Origin of the sequence: Serratia sp. ASV30 (assembly GCF_016428815.1) — a bacterium.
Classification (GTDB): domain Bacteria; phylum Pseudomonadota; class Gammaproteobacteria; order Enterobacterales; family Enterobacteriaceae; genus Chania; species Chania fonticola_C.
Genome location: NZ_JAELTL010000051.1, coordinates 21,587 through 40,892, shown reverse-complemented (window position 1 = coordinate 40,892; position 19,306 = coordinate 21,587). Strand labels below are relative to the sequence as shown.

The window sequence follows — 19,306 nt, the reverse complement described above, 5'->3', positions numbered from 1 at the left end:
CCCCCCCCCCCCCCCCCCCCCCCCCCCCCCCCCCCCCCCCCCCCCCCCCCCCCCCCCCCCCCCCCCCCCCCCCCCCCCCCCCCCCCCCCCCCCCCCCCCCCCCTTTCAGATGTGTATAAGAGACAGCTTTGGGAATGAACCCAAGTCATGGGCGATAATTTATCACCCAGCGTATGTTTTTAAACATAGTCTGTCGGGATGGGAATATGGGTACGTCTGAACTACTTAAACATATTTATGACATTAACTTGTCATATTTGCTTCTGGCACAGCGTCTGATTAACGATGAAAAAGCGTCGGCAATGTTTCGTCTGGGTATTGATAACTCGATGGCGGATGCGCTGTCGCAGCTCACGTTGCCACAAATGGTAAAACTGGCAGAAACTAATCAACTGGTTTGCCACTTCCGTTTCGACGACCACAATACTATCGAGCGTCTGACGAAAGAATCCCGCGTGGACGATCTGCAACAGATCCACACCGGCATTTTGCTATCGAGCCATTTACTCAAAGAACTATCGGGTAAAGGCGGTAGTGTGACGAAGAAAAGAGCCTGATGATGAGTGAGAAAAGTATTGTTCAGGAAGCCAAGGACATTCAACTCGCCATGGAACTGATCACGCTGGGCGCGCGCTTGCAGATGTTGGAGAGCGAAACGCAGCTTAGCCGTGGGCGATTGATCAAACTGTACAAAGAATTACGCGGCAGTCCGCCGCCCAAAGGCATGCTGCCATTCTCGACCGACTGGTTCATGACCTGGGAGCAAAACATCCACTCGTCGATGTTTTTCAATGCTTATCAGTTCCTGCTCAAATGCGGTCAGTGCCACGGGGTTGAAGCCGTGGTCAAAGCCTATCGACTGTATTTGGAACAGTGTCCGCAGCAGCCAGGCGAACCCCCGTTGCTGGCGCTGACCCGGGCCTGGACGCTGGTGCGTTTTGTCGACAGCGGTATGTTACAGCTTTCCGCTTGCAGTTGCTGTGGTGGGACGTTTATCACCCATGCGCACCAGCCGCTTAACAGTTTTGTCTGCAGTTTATGCCAACCCCCATCCCGCGCAGTAAAAAGACGTAAACTTTCTCCGCAACTGGCCGATATTATTCCACAACTGCTGGACGAGCAGGTTAAACGCGTGGTCTGAGCCTGTTTGCAGGCTAAGCAACAACACAGACTGGTGAAACTCAAGGGCTCGGTACTCCGAGCCCTTTGGTGCGGCCCGTGCTGTAGCCGAATTTCATCCGCGTTGACTCACCTTCCATCCACATTGTGAATTTAAGGAATACGTGTGCTAGTTATTTTGGGTTATCTCGTGGTTCTGGGAACCGTGTTTGGCGGCTATATGATTGTCGGGGGGCACCTCGGTGCGCTCTATCAGCCTGCCGAATTTTTGATCATCGGGGGGGCCGGTGTGGGGGCCTTTATCGTCGGCAACAACGGTAAAGCGATCAAATCCACGCTGCGCGCTCTTCCCAAGCTGATGCGCCGCTCAAAATACAACAAAGAACTGTATATGGATCTGATGGCGCTGCTGTATCGGCTAATGGCCAAATCCCGCCAGCAGGGCATGTTGTCGCTTGAGTTTGATATCGATAATCCGCAGGAAAGCGAAATTTTCTCTAATTATCCGCGCATTCTTGCCGATAACCATTTGGTGGAATTTATTACCGACTACTTGCGGCTCATGGTGAGCGGCAATATGAACGCCTTTGAGATCGAAGCGTTGATGGATGAAGAGATCGAAACCTTCGAACAGGAGAGCGAGGTACCCGCTGGGAGCCTGGCGATGGTCGGCGATTCGTTGCCGGCTTTCGGCATCGTGGCCGCCGTGATGGGGGTAGTGCACGCGCTTGCTTCGGCTGACCGGCCTGCGGCGGAATTGGGGGCACTGATCGCTAATGCGATGGTGGGCACCTTCCTCGGTATTCTGTTGGCCTATGGGTTCATCTCGCCGCTGGCCACGTTGCTGCGCCAGAAGAGTGCCGAAACCACCAAGATGATGCAGTGCATCAAGGTCACCTTACTGTCGAGTTTGAATGGTTATGCTCCACAGATCGCGGTCGAGTTTGGCCGTAAAACGTTGTACACCACGGAGCGCCCCTCCTTCGTTGAGTTGGAAGAGCATGTGCGTAAGGTGAAAGCTCCGGCACAGCAGGCGACGGAAGAGCAGGACGCATGAAACAGAATCACCCGGTTATTCTGGTCAGAAAACGCAAAGCCCATCATGCCGGTCATCACGGCGGCTCCTGGAAGATTGCCTATGCCGATTTTATGACGGCGATGATGGCATTTTTTCTGGTGATGTGGTTGCTGGCGATTGCCAGCCCGCAGGAGTTGACGCAGATAGCCGAATATTTCCGTACCCCATTGAAGGTGGCGCTGACCAGCGGCGACAAGAGCAGCTCGGAAAGCAGCCCAATCCCAGGCGGTGGGGACGACCCAACCCAGCAGCAAGGGTTGGTCAAAAAGCAGATGGATTCACCGGAAAAGCGTGCGGAAGAGCTGCGCCTGAACAAGCTGCGCGAGAAACTCGATGAGCTGATTGAGTCGGACCCGCGCCTGAAAGCGCTGCGGCCACATTTGCTGATCAACATGATGGACGAAGGATTACGCATTCAAATTATCGATAGCCAGAACCGGCCTATGTTCAAGACCGGTAGCGCACAGGTGGAAAGCTATATGCGCGATATCCTGCGCGGGATAGCGCCGATCCTCAATGGATTGTCTAACAAAATCAGCCTGTCGGGCCATACCGACGATCTGCCTTATGCTACCGGTGAGCGTTATTACAGCAACTGGGAACTGTCCGCCGATCGTGCCAATGCCTCGCGGCGTGAACTGATCGCCGGTGGTTTGGCCGAAGGCAAAGTATTGCGGGTGGTTGGGATGGCCTCGACCATGAACCTGAAACAGCACGGCGGTGATGATGCCGTTAACCGGCGGATCACCATTCTGGTGCTGAACAAAGCAACCCAGCAGGGGATAGAACACGAGAATGCGGAGAGCAGCGCTACGGAAATCGACCAGCCGGAAGGCCTGAAGCAGCTGGCTCCGCAGGCGACGGCACCGGCTATAGCGACACCAGAGTTACCGCCGTCGTCACCTGCTCCAACCGCCGAACTGCCGGCAACGCAGGGGACGTCAGAGCAACCTCCGGCAGCGGTGAAAGCCGCAGACACCGGGCCGACAGCGGCTATTCCGGCGGCACCTTCCGCCACTTCACCGACTAACAGCGACTCACAGCAGAGGTGACCCCGTGAGCATGGACATTAGCGCTTTTTATCAGACCTTTTTTGATGAGGCAGACGAGCTGCTGGCCGATATGGAGCAACATCTGTTGGAGCTGGACCCGCTGGCCCCGGATATTGAAACACTGAACGCGATTTTCCGCGCTGCCCACTCGATCAAGGGTGGGGCGGCCACCTTCGGCTTTAGCGTTCTGCAGGAAACTACCCACCTGCTGGAGAATTTGCTGGACGGTGCCCGGCGTCAGGAAATGAGCCTGAGCACTGAAATTATCAACCTGTTTCTGGAAACCAAAGACATTATGCAGGAGCAACTGGACGCCTATAAAACGTCGCAACAGCCTGATAGCGAGAGCTTTGAGTATATTTGTCAGGCATTGCGGCAGTTGGCTTTGGAAGCGCAACAGCAGGATGCTCCTGCGGCGGCGGTAACGGTAACCTCACCGGTGGTTCATGCCGCTGCTCCGGCCGCGATCGAAGGCGGGATGCGGATCAGCCTGAGCGGCCTGAAGCCAAATGAAATTCCTCTGATGCTGGAAGAGTTGGGCAATCTGGGCGAGGTGGAAAACCCGCAGCAGACCGAGAGCAGCCTGGAGGTGACTTTACTGACTTCTGCCAGTGAGGAGGATATCAGCGCGGTGCTGTGCTTTGTGTTGGAACCGGAGCAGATTGCCTTTTCCACACCGCCGAAGGTCGTGGCGAAAGTTAGCACGCCGGAACCCGTGGCCGTTGCTACACCCACCGCGCCTGCTCCGGCGGCAGAAGCGCCGAAGCCCAAAGCCAAGGCTAGCGAGTCCACTAGCATCCGCGTGGCGGTAGAAAAGGTCGATCAACTGATCAACCTGGTGGGTGAGTTGGTGATCACTCAGTCGATGTTGGCCCAGCGTTCAGGCTCCCTGGATCCGGTCAACCATGGCGATCTGCTTAACAGCATGAGCCAGTTGGAGCGTAACGCTCGCGACCTGCAAGAGTCGGTGATGTCGATCCGCATGATGCCGATGGAGTACGTTTTCAGCCGTTTCCCACGTCTGGTGCGCGATCTGGCCAGTAAGCTGGACAAGCAGGTGGAGTTGACGCTACGGGGCAGCTCTACCGAACTGGACAAGAGCCTGATTGAACGCATTATCGATCCGTTGACACACCTGGTGCGCAACAGCCTGGATCACGGTATTGAAGAACCTGCTGCGCGCCTGGCCGCCGGTAAGGCCGAAGTCGGTAATCTGATCCTGTCCGCCGAACATCAGGGCGGCAATATCTGCATTGAAGTCACCGATGACGGTGCTGGCCTCAACCGCCAGAAAATTCTCGCCAAGGCTGCCTCACAGGGGCTGGCGGTGAGTGACAACATGAGCGATGAAGAGGTCGGCATGTTGATCTTTGCCCCGGGTTTCTCCACCGCTGAGCAGGTGACCGACGTCTCCGGGCGCGGAGTGGGCATGGACGTGGTGAAGCGAAATATTCAGGAGATGGGGGGCCATGTCGAAATCCATTTCCAGGCCGGGAAAGGCACCTCAATCCGCATTTTACTGCCGCTGACGCTGGCCATTCTTGACGGCATGTCGGTCAAGGTGAATGAGGAAGTGTTCATTCTGCCCTTGAATGCCGTGATGGAGTCATTGCAACCGCAGGCCGAGGATTTGCATCCGCTGGCCGGTGGGGAGCGTGTGCTTCAGGTTCGCGGCGAATATCTACCGTTGGTTGAGCTGTATAGGGTGTTTGAGGTTGACGGAGCCAAAACCGAAGCCACCCAGGGTATCGTGGTGATTTTGCAAAGTGCAGGCCGTCGCTATGCGCTGCTGGTCGATCAGTTGATCGGTCAGCACCAGGTGGTGGTGAAAAATCTGGAAAGCAATTATCGCAAGGTGCCGGGGATTTCCGCCGCAACCATTCTGGGGGATGGCAGCGTGGCGCTGATTGTAGATGTATCGGCGCTGCAAACGCTGAACCGGGAAAAGCGTCTGACGGACGCTGCCGCATAATTATTAACCGACTGATTTAAAGGTGATCGAAATGGCAGGACTGGCAGCCGTCAGCAAACTGGCGGGCGAAACGGTAGGTCAGGAGTTCCTGATTTTTACCTTGGGTAACGAAGAGTATGGCATTGATATCCTCAAGGTTCAGGAGATCCGCGGTTACGATCAGGTAACGCGTATCGCCAATACCCCGGCGTTTATCAAGGGCGTGACCAATCTGCGTGGGGTGATCGTGCCGATTATCGATCTGCGCGTGAAGTTTGCCCAGCAGGACGTCTCTTATGATGAAAACACCGTGGTGATCGTGCTGAACTTTGGCCAGCGGGTGGTGGGGATCGTGGTGGATGGCGTGTCTGATGTGCTGTCGTTAACGGCGGATCAGATCCGCCCGGCCCCCGAGTTTGCGGTCACGCTGGCAACGGAATATCTCACCGGTCTGGGATCGCTCGGTGAACGTATGCTGATCCTGGTGGATATCGAAAAGCTGCTGAGCAGCGAAGAGATGTCGCTGGTAGACAACGTAGCAAAAAGCGCCTGATTGCCTTAAATGCACCGCTGATTGACTAAGTTGCTGTGTGTGATGGTGTAACTGGTGAGGCGTATTGGCGTCAGTTCCCCTCACCCCAACCCTCTCCCACAGGGAGAGGGAGCTGGTACGGCGCTGTGTTCAGGTGCAGAAGCTAATCTGTAAAACGTGCGATATTGGCTGTAGTTAATCAGTGGTACTTTCGTTTCCTTTGCCCTTTGGGAAAGCTGTGATCGGGATGACGTGAAGGACGCATACGGTACTAATCAGTCGCACGTTCTGTTCCCTCTCCCTGTGGGAGAGGGTTAGGGTGAGGGGGCCATCCCTTCGCCGAGCTAAAATCTTACCCCCCGCACAATACAAAAAAATAGTTACAGATTTTTCTTAAAGTTCTCTTCTGCCACGCCGATAACCCAGACAGTTAACGTACACAGCGCTTGTCTGTGCGGGCTTCCAAGAAGGGTAAAAATGTTTAATCGTATGAAGGTGGTCACCAGCTTATTGCTGGTGCTAGTGTTATTCGGTGCCTTGCAGCTGGTTTCCGGTGGGCTGTTTTTCACTTCGCTGAAAGATAACAAAGAAAATTTTACCGTACTGCAAACTATCCGACAGCAGCAGTCAGAGCTGAATGAAAGCTGGGTAAACCTGCTGCAAACCCGCAATACCCTCAATCGTGCCGGTATCCGCTACATGATGGACCTCAATAAAGCGGGCACCGGTGCCACCGTTGATGAACTGCTGGTCTCGGCGAAAAACACCTTGAGCATGGCGGAACAGCACTACGCTGCCTATGAGAAAATCCCTCTGGATGCTCGACAGGATGCCGCAGCGGCAGACGAACTCAAGCAGCGTTATACCACTTTGCACACTGCACTGTCGGAACTGATCCCGCTGTTGGGTGACGGCAAGCTGGACGCCTTCTTTGAACAGCCCACTCAGCGTTATCAGACTGAATTTGAACAGCTCTATAACCGCTACCTGACTCAGAACGACAAGCTATACCAGATCGCGGTCGAAGATGGCGACAGCTCTTTCGAATTCGCCGTTTGGACTCTGGGCGTGGTGCTGGTACTGGTGGTTGCGGTGATCGCTATGGTCTGGTTCGGCATCCACCATATTCTGGTGCGCCCACTCAACCGTATGATTGAGCACATCAAACTGATCGCCGCAGGCGATCTGACTCACCAGATCGACGTCAATAGCCGCAACGAAATGGGCGTGTTGGCAGCCAGCCTCCGGCATATGCAAGGCGAACTGATCGACACCGTCAGCGGCGTGCGTCAGGGGGCCGATGCCATCTACAGCGGTGCTTCCGAGATTGCCGCAGGTAACAACGATCTCTCTTCCCGTACCGAACAGCAGGCCGCCTCGCTGGAGGAAACCGCCGCCAGCATGGAGCAGTTGACCGCGACGGTGAAACAGAACGCCGAAAATGCCCGTCAGGCCAGCCAACTGGCGTTGAGCGCCTCAGAAACCGCGCAGAAAGGCGGCAAAGTGGTCGCCAACGTAGTGCAAACCATGCACGACATCGCTGGCAGCTCGCAGAAAATTGCCGATATTACCAGCGTGATCGACGGCATCGCCTTCCAGACCAACATCCTGGCGTTGAATGCGGCAGTAGAAGCTGCTCGTGCCGGTGAACAGGGCCGTGGCTTTGCCGTGGTGGCCGGTGAGGTACGTAACCTGGCAAGCCGCAGCGCGCAGGCAGCCAAAGAGATCAAAGGCCTGATTGAAGACTCGGTTAGCCGTGTTGATATGGGCTCGGTGCTGGTGGAAAGCGCCGGTGAAACCATGGGCGATATCGTCAATGCCGTCACCCGCGTTACCGACATCATGGGTGAAATCGCTTCGGCCTCCGACGAACAAAGCCGTGGTATCGATCAGGTTGGCCAGGCGGTAGCAGAAATGGATCGTGTCACCCAACAAAACGCCTCTTTGGTTGAAGAATCGGCCTCTGCGGCAGCAGCTCTGGAAGAGCAGGCCAGCCGCCTGACCCAGTCCGTTGCGGTATTCCGACTGAAAGCGGAAGGCCAAAACGAGTTCAAGTCATCCGCCAACAGTAAAGTCGTTACCCCGGTAATCAATCATAAAAAAATGAGCGCCAGCGATCCGCAGGAGAACTGGGAAACGTTCTAACCGGCATTGGGCTGCGTTCTTCCGTGAAGGCGTGGCCCTTTTTTCCGTCCTAAGCCGTGTTAACCCGCGGCTACCTGGAGGTTTATCGTGTTTAACCGAGTCCGTATCTCTACCAGTCTGTTTTTATTACTGCTGACCTTTTGCCTGATGCAACTGGTTAGCACCGGCTTGTCGTATACCGCTTCCCGCTCCGATAACCAAAATCTTAATCTGATTAGTCTGGGTAGCCAGCAGCGTGATGCTCTCAGCCTGAGCTGGGTTTCCCTGCTACAGGCGCGCAACACCTTGAACCGGGCCGGCACCCGTGCAGCGCTGAAATTGCCGCAAGAGCAGGTCGATGCTCTGATGGGCAACGCCCGCAGTTCGTTGCAGAAAGCCGATCTCTATTTTAATCAGTTCCTGGCCGTTTCCCGTAACAGCGACCAGGAGCAGCAACTGACAGAAACCACACAAGCCAGCTATGAGCGGCTACGCGGTGCGTTGCGTGAGTTAGTCGTCTTCCTGGAAGGTGGCAACCTGCAGGGCTTTATGGATCAACCCACGCAGAAAATGCAAGACCTGTTCGAAGCCGACTTCGTCCAGTACCTGCAACTGGTCAACGAAAATATCGCCCAGGCCAATGCGGCCAACCAGCGCTCCTTCACGCTGGCCGGTTGGCTGGTGTGCGGCGCAGTGCTGATGCTGATCCTGGTGACCGCCAGTGCCATGTGGTGGTTGCGCAATATGCTGGTTCAGCCGCTGAATATTATGCGCAGCCACTTTGACCGTATCGCCGACGGCGATCTGGCCGCGCCGATCCAGGTGTATGGCCGCAACGAGATCAGCCAGCTGTTTGCCAGCCTGCACCGCATGCAGAACTCGTTGATTGGCACAGTGGGTGCGGTGCGCGAAGGTGCCGAGTCGATCCTGATCGGGCTACAGGAGATTTCGGAAGGTAATAACGATCTCTCTTCCCGCACCGAACAGCAGGCCGCGTCGCTGGAAGAATCTGCCGCCAGTATGGAGCAGTTAACCGCCACGGTGAAACAGAATGCCGACAACGCCCGCCAGGCCTCAAAGCTGGCGCGCGATGCCTCAGCCACCGCGGCCAAAGGCGGGGAAATGGCCGACGATGTGGTAACCACCATGCACGATATTGCCAGCAGCTCGCAGAAAATTGGCGCCATTACCAGCGTGATCGACGGTATTGCCTTCCAGACCAATATCCTGGCATTGAACGCGGCGGTTGAAGCGGCGCGGGCGGGTGAACAAGGGCGGGGCTTTGCCGTGGTGGCGGCAGAGGTACGCAATCTGGCACAGCGTAGCGCCCAGGCAGCCAAAGAAATCAAAGTGCTGATCGATGAGTCGGTCGGCCGTGTTAAGCAAGGGTCGGTGTTGGTCGAAAACTCCGGTGCCACGATGAAGGATATCGTGCGTTCGGTGACCCGCGTTACCGACATCATGGGCGAGATCTCCTCGGCTTCCGATGAGCAAAGCCGCGGTATCGAGCAGGTCACTCAGGCCGTGACCCAGATGGATCAGGTGACGCAACAGAACGCCGCGCTGGTGGAACAAGCGGCCTCTGCGGCGGCGGCATTGGAAGAGCAGGCTATTACGCTGGCCGATGCGGTAGCGGTATTCCGCCTGGCGGACGACAACATCACCTTATCAGAAAGTCTTAACAACGGAGTTTTATCAGTGGCAAAGGAAGCAACTAGTGTCGAATTGTATGGCAAGTAACAACCCATTGGGTGAAGGGCTATGAGTAGTTCCTCTTCACCCACCAATAAAGAGCCTGCGTCTTTACTGACTCAGATGGTGCAACGGCTGCCCCTGTCGGATGTGCATTTCCGACGGATCAGCCAGTTGATCTATCAGCGTGCCGGTATTGTGTTGGCCGAGCACAAACGCGAGATGGTTTACAACCGTCTGGTTCGCCGTCTGCGGCTGCTGGGAATACCCGATTTTGGTAGTTATCTGGTGCTGCTGGAAAGTGACACCAACAGCGCCGAGTGGCAGGCATTCGTCAACGCCCTGACCACCAACCTGACGGCGTTCTTCCGTGAGGCGCACCATTTCCCGATCCTGGCGGAACATGCGCGTTCGCGACCCAACGGTTACTCCGTGTGGAGTACCGCCGCCTCGACCGGTGAAGAGCCTTACTCGATCGCCATTACCTTGAATGAGGCGCTGGGTCAGCGGGCGACGGGGACGCAGGTGTGGGCCAGCGATATTGATACTCAGGTATTGGAAAAGGCCGAAGCGGGGGTGTATCGCCAGGAAGATCTGCGCACCCTGACACCGGCGCAGATGCAGCGTTATTTCCTGCGAGGGACCGGGCCTCACCATGGTCTGGTTCGGGTTCGGCCAGAACTGGCGGCACAGGTGCATTTCCAGCCGCTCAATCTGCTGGCCCCTGAATGGGCGTTGCCGGGGCAATTTGATGCGATATTTTGCCGTAACGTCATGATCTATTTTGACAAGGAAACACAAGAGCGCATTTTGCGGCGCTTTGTGCCGCTGCTTAAACCGGGGGGCCTGATGTTTGCTGGCCATTCCGAAAACTTTAGCCAGCTCAGCCGGGATTTCTACTTGCGTGGGCAGACCGTGTATGGCCTGACCAAGGAGAGGTAATGAATAAAATCAGCGTATTAAGCGTAGACGACTCTGCCCTGATGCGGCAGCTGATGACCGAGATTGTCAATAGCCATCCCGATATGGAGATGGTGGCGACCGCCCCCGATCCGCTGGTGGCGCGTGATTTGATCAAAAAATTCAACCCGCAGGTGCTGACGCTGGACGTCGAAATGCCGCGTATGGACGGGCTGGATTTTCTGGAAAAACTGATGCGCCTGCGGCCGATGCCGGTGGTGATGGTGTCGTCGTTGACCGGAAAGGGATCGGAGATCACCCTGCGGGCGTTGGAATTGGGCGCAGTGGATTTTGTCACCAAGCCGCAGTTGGGGATCCGCGAAGGCATGCTGGCCTATAGCGAGCTGATTGCCGAAAAGATCCGCACGGCAGCCAAGGCGCGCCTGCCGCAGCGTTCAACGGCACCGGCTCCGGAGATCCTCAGCCATACGCCGTTGTTGAGCAGTGAGAAGCTGATCGCTATCGGGGCGTCTACCGGCGGTACCGAGGCAATCCGCCACGTCTTGCAGCCGTTACCGGCTACCAGCCCGGCGTTATTGATCACCCAGCATATGCCGCCAGGGTTTACCCGTTCGTTTGCCGAGCGGCTCAACAAGCTGTGCCAGATCACGGTAAAAGAAGCCGAAGACGGCGAGCGCGTGTTGCCTGGTCATGCCTATATCGCGCCGGGAGATCGTCATCTGGAGCTGACGCGCAGCGGTGCCAACTATCAGGTTCGGCTGCATGATGGCCCGCCGGTGAACCGGCATCGTCCTTCGGTTGATGTGCTGTTCCGTTCGGTGGCCCAGTTTGCGGGGCGCAATGCGGTGGGGGTGATCCTCACCGGCATGGGGAATGACGGTGCGGCAGGCATGTTGGAAATGCACCGTGCCGGGGCGTACACCCTGGCGCAGAACGAAGCCAGTTGTGTGGTGTTTGGCATGCCGCGTGAGGCCATTGCCACCGGCGGAGTCAATGAAGTGGTGGAATTGGAGCGCATGAGCCAACGCATGTTGGCGCAGATCGCGGGTGGTCAGGCGCTGCGTATTTGATGTTATGCCCCTAACCACGGGGCAAAAATGATTAACCTTAGGAGCAATAATGGCAGACAAAAACCTTAAATTTCTGGTGGTGGATGATTTTTCTACCATGCGCCGCATCGTCAGAAATTTGCTGAAAGAACTGGGTTTTAACAACGTCGAAGAGGCGGAAGACGGGGCGGATGCGTTGAACAAACTGCGCGCCGGCAGCTTCGATTTCGTGGTATCGGACTGGAATATGCCGAACATGGATGGTCTCGAGCTGTTGCAAACCATCCGCGCCGACGGTGCGCTGGCATCTATGCCGGTGCTGATGGTGACGGCAGAGGCCAAGAAAGAGAACATCATTGCTGCCGCTCAGGCGGGTGCCAGTGGTTACGTGGTGAAACCCTTCACGGCGGCGACGCTGGAAGAGAAGCTCAACAAGATCTTTGAAAAACTGGGCATGTAAAAAAGGAGAGGGCGATGAGAGATATTCCAATGCCTGCCAGCGATGCAGCGACAGCGGGTGAGATCATCTCCCGCATCGGTCAACTGACCCGCATGCTGCGTGACAGCATGCGTGAGCTGGGGCTAGATCAGGCTATCGCTCAGGCTGCCGAAGCGATCCCGGACGCACGCGACCGTCTTGATTATGTTGTCACCATGACGGCGCAGGCGGCGGAGCGGGCGCTCAACTGCGTGGAGGCGGCACAACCCCGTCAGGCGGAGTTGGAGTCGCAGGCCAATACGCTAAAAGGGCGCTGGGACGAGTGGTTTGCCAACCCTATCGAGCTGGCAGATGCCCGTTCACTGGTGACGGATACCCGTCAGTATCTGGATCGGGTGCCGGAGCACACCGCATTCACCAACGCCCAGTTGCTGGAGATCATGATGGCGCAGGATTTCCAGGATCTCACCGGCCAGGTGATCAAGCGCATGATGGACGTGGTGCAGGAGATTGAAAAGCAGCTGCTGATGGTACTGATGGAAAACATCCCGGATCAGCCTGCCAAAGAGAAAAGGCCGAACGACAGCCTGCTCAATGGCCCGCAGCTGGATCAGAACGGGGCTGGCGTAATTGCCAATCAGGCCCAGGTGGACGATCTGCTCGACAGCCTAGGTTTTTGATCATTTATTAGGGCGCACCCTGCGCCCTAAATCTTTTCGCTAGCCCATCCCCGAAATAACCGGCCTTTTGCGCCGTTGTTCCCGCAATGAAATCCGCATTTTTTTGGCATGCTGGCGGCAATTCTATTCTTCGCACGCATGGGAACCCTCGCCTTGGCCGAAGACAGTGATATGGAAAAAACTGAGGCCCCCACACCCCACCGGCTGGAAAAGGCGCGTGAAGAGGGCCAGATTGCGCGTTCGCGTGAACTGACTTCGATCCTGATGCTGATCGCGGGGTTGTCGATCTTGTGGGTAGCGGGCGGCCATATCGCGCAACAGTTGGCGAGGATGTTATCGGAAGGGCTGCATTTTGATCACAACATGGTCAGCAACGATAAGCAGATGCTGCGCCAGTTTGCCATGCTGCTGCGTCAGGCGGTGTGGGCGCTGATGCCGATCCTCGCTGGATTGGTGCTGGTGGCGCTGTCGGCCCCGATGCTGCTGGGTGGCGTGGGCTTCAGCCTTAAGTTTGATGCCAAGCGCATGAACCCGATCTCCGGATTAAAACGGATGTTCTCCACCCAGGTGCTGGCAGAGTTGTTGAAGGCCATTCTCAAAGCGACGCTGGTGGGTTGGGTAGCCGGGCTTTACCTGTGGCACAACTGGGCGGCGATGCTGCATCTGGTCACCCAGCAACCGCAGGACGCACTGCGCAATGCGCTACAGATTGTGATCTTCTGCGGCATGCTGATCGTCCTTGGGCTGGTGCCGATGGTGGCCTTCGACGTGTTTTATCAGCTATGGAGCCACTTCAAGAAATTGAAGATGACCAAGCAGGAAATCCGCGACGAACATAAGCAGCAGGAGGGCGATCCTCATGTCAAAGGGCGTATTCGCCAGCAACAGCGGGCCATCTCTCGCCGCCGCATGATGTCCGACGTGCCGAAGGCCGACGTGATTGTCACCAACCCGACACATTACGCCGTGGCATTGCAATACAACGACAAGAACATGAGTGCGCCAAAAGTCCTTGCCAAAGGGGCTGGGGAGATCGCCTTGCGTATCCGCGAATTGGCGAATGAACACCGTATCCCGACTCTGGAAGCTCCGCCGCTGGCGCGGGCGCTATACCGTCACAGTGAGATTGGGCAACACATTCCCACGACCTTGTATGCCGCCGTGGCCGAGGTCCTGGCCTGGGTCTACCAGCTGCGCCGTTGGCAGCGTGAAGGTGGCCTGATCCCGAAAAAACCTCAACGTTTACCGGTGCCTGAAGCACTGGATTTTGCTGGAGAGAATAACTCAGATGGCTAATTTGGCCTCCCTGCTTCGTTTGCCGGGTAATTTTAAAGATACGCAGTGGCAGGTGCTGGCTGGCCCGATACTGATCCTGATGATCCTGTCGATGATGGTGCTGCCGTTACCGGCATTTATCCTCGATCTGCTGTTTACCTTCAATATTGCCTTGTCGATTATGGTGCTGTTGGTGGCGATGTTTACCCAGCGGACGCTGGAGTTCGCCGCCTTCCCGACCATCCTGCTGTTCTCAACCCTGTTACGCCTATCGCTGAACGTCGCTTCCACGAGGATCATCCTGATGGAAGGTCATACCGGCGCGGCGGCCGCGGGGCGGGTGGTTGAAGCGTTCGGTCACTTCCTGGTGGGCGGCAACTTCGCCATTGGTATCGTGGTGTTCATCATTCTGGTGCTGATCAACTTTATGGTGATCACCAAAGGGGCCGGGCGTATTGCCGAAGTGGGCGCCCGTTTTGTCCTTGACGGGATGCCGGGCAAACAGATGGCGATCGATGCCGATCTGAACGCCGGGCTGATCGGCGAAGACGAGGCTAAAAAGCGCCGCTCCGAAGTGACGCAGGAAGCGGATTTCTACGGATCGATGGACGGTGCCAGCAAGTTTGTGCGCGGTGACGCGGTAGCAGGCTTGATGATCATGGTGATTAACGTGGTGGGTGGCCTGTTGGTCGGCGTGATCCAGCACGGTATGGAGTTGGGTACCGCGGCTGAAACCTATACCTTACTGACCATTGGTGATGGCCTGGTCGCCCAGATCCCTGCGTTGGTGATCTCGACGGCGGCCGGTGTGATCGTCACCCGCGTAGCGACCGATGAGGACGTTGGCGAGCAGATGGTCAACCAGCTGTTCAACAATCCGCGTGTGATGGTGTTGAGTGCTGGGGTATTGGGGCTGTTGGGGATGGTTCCTGGTATGCCAAACCTGGTGTTCCTGCTGTTCACGGCGGCACTGCTGGCGCTGGCCTGGCGGTTACGCGGGCGTGAACAGCAGGCGCCGAAAGTCAAAGAGCCGCCGCTGCCGCAGGAAAATCCGCAGGCGGTGGAGGCCAGCTGGTCTGATGTACAGCTGGAGGACCCGTTGGGTATGGAAGTCGGTTACCGCCTGATCCCCATGGTGGACTTTCAGCAAAACGGCGAGCTGCTGGGGCGTATTCGTGGCATCCGTAAAAAATTCGCTCAGGATACCGGCTATCTGCCGCCGGTGGTGCATATTCGCGACAACCTCGAACTGTCGGCGGCCAGTTACCGCATTCTGATGAAAGGGGTGGAGATCGGCAGCGGTGAAGCACATCCGGGGCGCTGGCTGGCGATAAATCCGGGCAATGCGGTGGGTGAGCTGGCCGGTGACAAAACCGTCGATCCGGCCTTCGGGCTGGAGGCGGTGTGGATCGATAGCGCACTGCGTGAACAGGCGCAGATCCAGGGGTTCACGGTGGTGGAGGCCAGCACCGTAGTCGCCACTCACCTTAACCATTTGCTCGGTCAGTTTGCCAGCGAGCTGTTTGGCCGCCAGGAAACCCAGCAATTGTTGGATCGTGTCTCGCAGGAGATGCCGAAACTGACGGAGGACTTTGTGCCTGGCGTAGTTTCGCTGACCACGTTGCACAAGGTGCTACAGAATCTGCTGGCCGAAAGAGTGTCGATTCGCGACATGCGTACCATTATAGAAACGCTGGCGGAACATGCGCCAACGCAAAGCGATCCTTTCGAACTGACCTCCGTGGTGCGCGTGGCGCTTGGGCGGGCCATCACCCAGCAGTGGTTCCCAGGTAACGGTGAGATCCAGGTCATTGGTCTGGATACGCCGCTTGAGCGCCTGCTGTTGCAGGCTCTGCAAGGGGGCGGAGGTCTTGAGCCGGGGCTGGCGGACCGCTTGTTGGATCAGGCCAAGCAGGCGCTGCAGCGTCAGGAAATGCTCAGCGCACCGCCGGTGCTGCTGGTAAACCATGCGTTACGTGCCCTGCTGGCGCGCTTCCTGCGCCGTACCTTGCCGCAGTTGGTGGTGCTGTCGAACCTGGAAATCAACGACGAACGTCAGATCCGCATGACCTCAACCATAGGAGCCGCCTGATGAAAGCTTTCCTTCCTTTGTTAGTGTTGTTCACTCCTTTGGCTGCGCAGGCGGTGTCGGGCTCTTGGGCCGCCGATGCCAGCGGCGTCACGCTGGAAACGGGGAGCGTGCGTGATGTTTCCCCCAGCCTGCGGCCAGCTAATCCACCGGCGGCGGATGCTCGGGTGACCAGCGTAAGCTGGCGTTATCAGTTGCTGGCAGGCGCGCCTGCCGGATTACAGGTGCAGCTTTGTACCTCCTCACGCTGCCTACCGCTCGGCGCGGGCAGCGGCCGAAGTGAGGCCTTCAACGGTCTTCCCGCAGACAGCGAGTTCCGCTTCATTTATTACGTGCAGTCTCGCGGCGCGTTAAATCCTCCGCTGCGGGCGATCTCTAATCAGGTGATTGTGAATTATGAGTGAGGACGAGCGGTCACCCTGGTGCGATTTGCCTTAACAGCCAGTCACGCAACTTCATGATATCGGCGCGCTGCGCGTTTTCTTCCGTGGTGACCAGGTAATCGCGGGCATCGGGTAATGACATCTCGAACGGCGCGGCTAATACGCCGCGTTGTAACAAATCTCGCGCCAGCAACTGGCTGGCAACCACGATAAAGCGATCCTCGTACAGCTAGGTACAGGAGCCAATTCCAGCTGGCGCTAGTTCAGGTGCAAATGAAATTGTGGGAATGGTATGAGATGCAGACTCAGTAGCAGAGTTGCGGCACGTTCTGTCCCCTCTCCTTTTAGGAGAGGGCTAGGGTGAGGGGCCGTGCTTAAACCCCAATCTTACGGCCCAGCAGGCTCCCCGCGCGGGACTGGCCATCGGGGCCGTACAGCGATTTATTTTGCTTGTTTAAAATCGCCAGTGCCTGCGTATTGTGCTCAATATGATGATTGAGCAGCATGCCGTTATGGTGATTCTGTTCGCGCAGTTGCAGGCTTTGCTGTTGCACTTGCTGCCAGCGGGTCGCCAACTGCGGTTGGCCATCATAAGGTGCCTGGCAGTGTTGCAGCCGCTCCATCTCCAGCCGCTGTTGGTCCAGATAATTGACCGTCGCCAGCAGTTGGCTTTTAGCATCGGTCACGCGTTGCAGAGCCACGCCAGCCAAGGTTTTCGAGCACAGTAAAGTGTGCTCCTCCGTCTGCACCGTGCCTAATGCCTGCAAGGTGTCCAGCAGCTTATCCAGCAGTTGTGCCAGGTTTTCCATATCAATGACTCACCCTTGGTGTTAACCCCGATCGGCGCCGGACTGCCATTCGCTTTGCACGTCTTGTAACAAGGCGTCGGCAATCTTGCCGGTATCCATCTTCAATTCGCCGTTGCGGATCGCTTGCTTGATGCTTTCCACTCGCTCCATATTGATATCTTGGCTACCCGGCTGCATCAGGCGAGCCTGTGCATCACTCAGCTTAACCTGGGTGCCGCTGACCGCAGTTTCCGTCGATACCTTTTTACGTGCTTGCAACGTGCTGTCTGTCTGTGTTTCTCGCGGATGCACCGTGGGCACGGGTTGCAACCGTTGGGTACGATCGATACTCATGTTCAATCTCCATCTGTACCACCGTCGCCGAGGCAACGGGGAGTTCAATTCTGTGGCCCTGGTGGCCGGATAAATGCTGCTATGACTTGGTTATCGACAAGTATTGGCAAAGCTTTATTTTTTTATAGAGTAATACGAATTGTGCCATCGTCATTGGCGGTGCCGCTGACAATCTGCCCGGAGGCCATGCGCACGCGCACGCTGTCTTCGGCGGCGGCGTTATTCATCGCTTTCCCTGCGCCGCTGATATTAAATCCATCGCCCTGCGCCATCACCTGTACCGTTTGCCCGGCCTTGATCGCCCAGGCCCGTCTCAGCATGACCATGTTCAAGGGTTGCCCTGGGCTGATATTGCGCAGGCTGACGGCTCCGATCGCCTTGGCGTTATCGGTCAGGGTACGCGCCGGCAGGGTGTCTAATCGGCCGGTTTTCAGCTTGATATCATTGGCCGTGATTTTGCTGCCAGCACTGATCCCCCGTGCTGCCACCAGATAATGTCCCGCTACCTGCACCTGCGCCTGAATAAAGCGTCGCTCCTGGCCACAACGGGCCGAGATGCTGATGTTACCCCAGCGGCGAGCATTCTGAGGCATCGAAAGCTGCGGCAATTCGCACTGCGGCCAACGGCTTGCTGGCGTGCGCACCAGCACCTTGACGTCGGTCACGTTGGTACTGGTGGCAAATTGAGACTTGATAAAGCTCTCCACCTGTCCGTCCAGGCCCTCGGCGTGCGCGTTCAGGCCGATCAGCAAGCCGACCAACAGCAGGATCCTTTTCATATTTTGCCTCACAGACGCAGCGACCACAGGGGGACAAGTGTAACCGTTACGCGCGCAGGCTAAGCAGACAAATAGCGACGCATTTTGCCCTTATTCCCACGATAGGCTGACAGGTAGGGCGTTTATGCTGTCGGCTCCAAATTCTAACCTCGCGGAGGGAGCATGCTCGACAAATTGGACGCTGCTCTGCGTTTTGGCCAGGAGGCGCTGAACCTGCGCGCCCAGCGGCAGGAAATCCTGGCGGCCAACATCGCCAACGCAGATACGCCGGGCTATCAGGCTCGTGATATCGATTTCGCCAGCCAACTGAACAAGGTCATGGAACAGGGGCGCGTCAACGGCAGCGGCGTTGCGCTGAACCTGACCTCGGCTCGCCATATCCCGGCGCAGAATATGCAGCCACCGTCGCTGGATCTTCTGTTCCGCGTACCGGATCAGCCTTCCCTGGATGGCAACACGGTGGATATGGACCGTGAGCGCACCAACTTTGCTGATAACAGCCTGAAATATCAAACCGACCTGACGCTGTTGAACGGCCAGATCAAAGGCATGATGTCCGTGCTGCAAGGAGGATAATTTCCATGTCGTTATTGAATATTTTTGATATTTCCGGTTCGGCCCTGTCCGCACAATCCCAACGTCTGAACGTCAGCGCCAGCAATATGGCCAACGCCGACAGCGCCACCGGCCCGGATGGCCAGCCTTATCGGGCCAAACAGGTGGTGTTTGAGGTCGCGGCGGCACCAGGCCAGTCGACCGGTGGCGTGCGCGTTGCGCAGGTAGTAGACGACCCCTCGCCGGAGCGCTTGGTGTTTCAGCCGGGCAACCCGCTGGCGGATGCCAAAGGCTACGTGCGGATGCCCAACGTCGATGTTGTAGGGGAAATGGTCAACACCATCTCGGCCTCGCGCAGCTATCAGGCCAACGTCGAAGTGTTGAATACCACCAAATCCATGTTGATGAAAACCCTGACGCTGGGTCAGTAACCGGAGCTTTTATTT

Annotated in this window: 20 protein-coding genes and 1 pseudogene; 17 read left to right on the top strand and 4 right to left on the bottom strand. The window is 56.9% G+C overall.

Translation table 11 applies throughout. The features are described 5' to 3' along the window. Positions 1 to 206: 206 nt before the first annotated feature. From flhD to JHD74_RS19730, 15 genes are all read left to right on the top strand, one after another. Positions 207 to 557, top strand: coding sequence for a flagellar transcriptional regulator FlhD (gene flhD, locus JHD74_RS19800; protein ID WP_024528918.1), 351 nt, complete (start codon positions 207 to 209; stop codon positions 555 to 557). After that, entirely contained in the window at positions 557 to 1,141 is a 585-nt protein-coding gene (gene flhC / locus JHD74_RS19795; protein WP_152529929.1) for a flagellar transcriptional regulator FlhC, read from the top strand. Before flhD ends, flhC begins: the two co-directional genes overlap by 1 nt. A 144-nt stretch (positions 1,142 to 1,285) precedes the next feature. Next, positions 1,286 to 2,176, top strand: a complete 891-nt coding sequence (gene motA, locus JHD74_RS19790; RefSeq protein WP_024528916.1) for a flagellar motor stator protein MotA — start codon at positions 1,286 to 1,288, stop codon at positions 2,174 to 2,176. Next, entirely contained in the window at positions 2,173 to 3,249 is a 1,077-nt protein-coding gene (gene motB, locus JHD74_RS19785) for a flagellar motor protein MotB (RefSeq protein WP_024528915.1), read from the top strand. The genes motA and motB overlap by 4 nt, the downstream gene beginning before the upstream one ends. Before the next feature lie 4 nt (positions 3,250 to 3,253). Next, positions 3,254 to 5,221 (top strand): chemotaxis protein CheA, encoded by a 1,968-nt coding sequence (gene cheA / locus JHD74_RS19780; protein ID WP_199063351.1) that lies wholly within the window; start codon positions 3,254 to 3,256, stop codon positions 5,219 to 5,221. A gap of 31 nt (positions 5,222 to 5,252) precedes the next feature. Continuing rightward, a complete protein-coding gene (gene cheW, locus JHD74_RS19775; RefSeq protein WP_024528913.1) occupies positions 5,253 to 5,753 on the top strand; it encodes a chemotaxis protein CheW in 501 nt (166 codons plus the stop codon). Between the two features lie 456 nt (positions 5,754 to 6,209). Next, entirely contained in the window at positions 6,210 to 7,877 is a 1,668-nt protein-coding gene (tsr, locus tag JHD74_RS19770; protein WP_024528912.1) for a methyl-accepting chemotaxis protein, read from the top strand. A gap of 87 nt (positions 7,878 to 7,964) precedes the next feature. Beyond that, on the top strand, positions 7,965 to 9,596 hold the full coding sequence (locus tag JHD74_RS19765; protein ID WP_074031590.1) for a methyl-accepting chemotaxis protein: 1,632 nt from the start codon (positions 7,965 to 7,967) through the stop codon (positions 9,594 to 9,596). Positions 9,597 to 9,617: 21 nt separating this feature from the next. Continuing rightward, positions 9,618 to 10,490: a protein-glutamate O-methyltransferase CheR gene (gene cheR / locus JHD74_RS19760; RefSeq protein WP_199063350.1), complete on the top strand. Its 873-nt coding sequence runs from the start codon at positions 9,618 to 9,620 to the stop codon at positions 10,488 to 10,490. After that, on the top strand, positions 10,490 to 11,539 hold the full coding sequence (locus JHD74_RS19755; protein ID WP_021180928.1) for a chemotaxis response regulator protein-glutamate methylesterase: 1,050 nt from the start codon (positions 10,490 to 10,492) through the stop codon (positions 11,537 to 11,539). The genes cheR and JHD74_RS19755 overlap by 1 nt, the downstream gene beginning before the upstream one ends. Positions 11,540 to 11,588: 49 nt before the next feature. Beyond that, positions 11,589 to 11,978, top strand: coding sequence for a chemotaxis response regulator CheY (cheY, locus tag JHD74_RS19750; RefSeq protein ID WP_021180929.1), 390 nt, complete (start codon positions 11,589 to 11,591; stop codon positions 11,976 to 11,978). 14 nt (positions 11,979 to 11,992) lie between these two features. Continuing rightward, positions 11,993 to 12,637, top strand: coding sequence for a protein phosphatase CheZ (cheZ, locus tag JHD74_RS19745; RefSeq protein ID WP_024485789.1), 645 nt, complete (start codon positions 11,993 to 11,995; stop codon positions 12,635 to 12,637). A 153-nt stretch (positions 12,638 to 12,790) separates the two neighbouring features. Beyond that, positions 12,791 to 13,933: a flagellar biosynthesis protein FlhB gene (gene flhB, locus JHD74_RS19740; RefSeq protein WP_065684263.1), complete on the top strand. Its 1,143-nt coding sequence runs from the start codon at positions 12,791 to 12,793 to the stop codon at positions 13,931 to 13,933. Further along, positions 13,926 to 16,004, top strand: coding sequence for a flagellar biosynthesis protein FlhA (gene flhA / locus JHD74_RS19735; RefSeq protein ID WP_024528908.1), 2,079 nt, complete (start codon positions 13,926 to 13,928; stop codon positions 16,002 to 16,004). The genes flhB and flhA overlap by 8 nt, the downstream gene beginning before the upstream one ends. Further along, positions 16,004 to 16,405 (top strand): flagellar protein FlhE, encoded by a 402-nt coding sequence (locus JHD74_RS19730; protein ID WP_199063349.1) that lies wholly within the window; start codon positions 16,004 to 16,006, stop codon positions 16,403 to 16,405. Before flhA ends, JHD74_RS19730 begins: the two co-directional genes overlap by 1 nt. A gap of 10 nt (positions 16,406 to 16,415) precedes the next feature. On the opposite strand, the pseudogene JHD74_RS19725 reads toward JHD74_RS19730, so the two are convergent. From JHD74_RS19725 to flgA, 4 genes and pseudogenes are all read right to left on the bottom strand, one after another. Further along, positions 16,416 to 16,595, bottom strand: a pseudogene (locus JHD74_RS19725) (LysR family transcriptional regulator); the annotation flags it as partial. Positions 16,596 to 16,758: 163 nt separating this feature from the next. Then, entirely contained in the window at positions 16,759 to 17,193 is a 435-nt protein-coding gene (locus JHD74_RS19720; protein WP_024528906.1) for a flagella synthesis protein FlgN, read from the bottom strand. A 21-nt stretch (positions 17,194 to 17,214) separates the two neighbouring features. Then, entirely contained in the window at positions 17,215 to 17,526 is a 312-nt protein-coding gene (gene flgM / locus JHD74_RS19715) for a flagellar biosynthesis anti-sigma factor FlgM (protein WP_024528905.1), read from the bottom strand. A gap of 122 nt (positions 17,527 to 17,648) precedes the next feature. After that, complete coding sequence (flgA, locus tag JHD74_RS19710; RefSeq protein ID WP_024528904.1) at positions 17,649 to 18,305, bottom strand: flagellar basal body P-ring formation chaperone FlgA; 657 nt, start codon at positions 18,303 to 18,305, stop codon at positions 17,649 to 17,651. A gap of 162 nt (positions 18,306 to 18,467) precedes the next feature. Here flgA and flgB point away from each other — a divergent pair, with 162 nt between their 5' ends. Both flgB and flgC read left to right on the top strand, forming a co-directional pair. Continuing rightward, positions 18,468 to 18,881, top strand: coding sequence for a flagellar basal body rod protein FlgB (flgB, locus tag JHD74_RS19705; RefSeq protein ID WP_024528903.1), 414 nt, complete (start codon positions 18,468 to 18,470; stop codon positions 18,879 to 18,881). Between the two features lie 5 nt (positions 18,882 to 18,886). Further along, positions 18,887 to 19,291 carry a flagellar basal body rod protein FlgC gene (gene flgC, locus JHD74_RS19700; protein WP_021180939.1) on the top strand — a complete coding sequence of 135 codons (405 nt, stop codon included), beginning with the start codon at positions 18,887 to 18,889 and terminating at the stop codon, positions 19,289 to 19,291. The last annotated feature ends 15 nt before the right edge of the window (positions 19,292 to 19,306 follow it).

Bases quoted from the DNA above. Each gene is read 5' to 3' on its own strand.
- cheR (WP_199063350.1), top strand. From the start codon at position 9,618: ATGAGTAGTTCCTCTTCACCCACCAATAAAGAGCCTGCGTCTTTACTG.
- flhD (WP_024528918.1), top strand. From the start codon at position 207: ATGGGTACGTCTGAACTACTTAAACATATTTATGACATTAACTTGTCA.
- JHD74_RS19755 (WP_021180928.1), top strand. From the start codon at position 10,490: ATGAATAAAATCAGCGTATTAAGCGTAGACGACTCTGCCCTGATGCGG.
- cheY (WP_021180929.1), top strand. From the start codon at position 11,589: ATGGCAGACAAAAACCTTAAATTTCTGGTGGTGGATGATTTTTCTACC.
- flhA (WP_024528908.1), top strand. From the start codon at position 13,926: ATGGCTAATTTGGCCTCCCTGCTTCGTTTGCCGGGTAATTTTAAAGAT.
- cheW (WP_024528913.1), top strand. From the start codon at position 5,253: ATGGCAGGACTGGCAGCCGTCAGCAAACTGGCGGGCGAAACGGTAGGT.
- flgA (WP_024528904.1), bottom strand. From the start codon at position 18,305: ATGAAAAGGATCCTGCTGTTGGTCGGCTTGCTGATCGGCCTGAACGCG.
- tsr (WP_024528912.1), top strand. From the start codon at position 6,210: ATGTTTAATCGTATGAAGGTGGTCACCAGCTTATTGCTGGTGCTAGTG.
- flgB (WP_024528903.1), top strand. From the start codon at position 18,468: ATGCTCGACAAATTGGACGCTGCTCTGCGTTTTGGCCAGGAGGCGCTG.
- flhC (WP_152529929.1), top strand. From the start codon at position 557: ATGATGAGTGAGAAAAGTATTGTTCAGGAAGCCAAGGACATTCAACTC.
- flgC (WP_021180939.1), top strand. From the start codon at position 18,887: ATGTCGTTATTGAATATTTTTGATATTTCCGGTTCGGCCCTGTCCGCA.
- motB (WP_024528915.1), top strand. From the start codon at position 2,173: ATGAAACAGAATCACCCGGTTATTCTGGTCAGAAAACGCAAAGCCCAT.
- cheZ (WP_024485789.1), top strand. From the start codon at position 11,993: ATGAGAGATATTCCAATGCCTGCCAGCGATGCAGCGACAGCGGGTGAG.
- flgM (WP_024528905.1), bottom strand. From the start codon at position 17,526: ATGAGTATCGATCGTACCCAACGGTTGCAACCCGTGCCCACGGTGCAT.
- JHD74_RS19720 (WP_024528906.1), bottom strand. From the start codon at position 17,193: ATGGAAAACCTGGCACAACTGCTGGATAAGCTGCTGGACACCTTGCAG.
- JHD74_RS19730 (WP_199063349.1), top strand. From the start codon at position 16,004: ATGAAAGCTTTCCTTCCTTTGTTAGTGTTGTTCACTCCTTTGGCTGCG.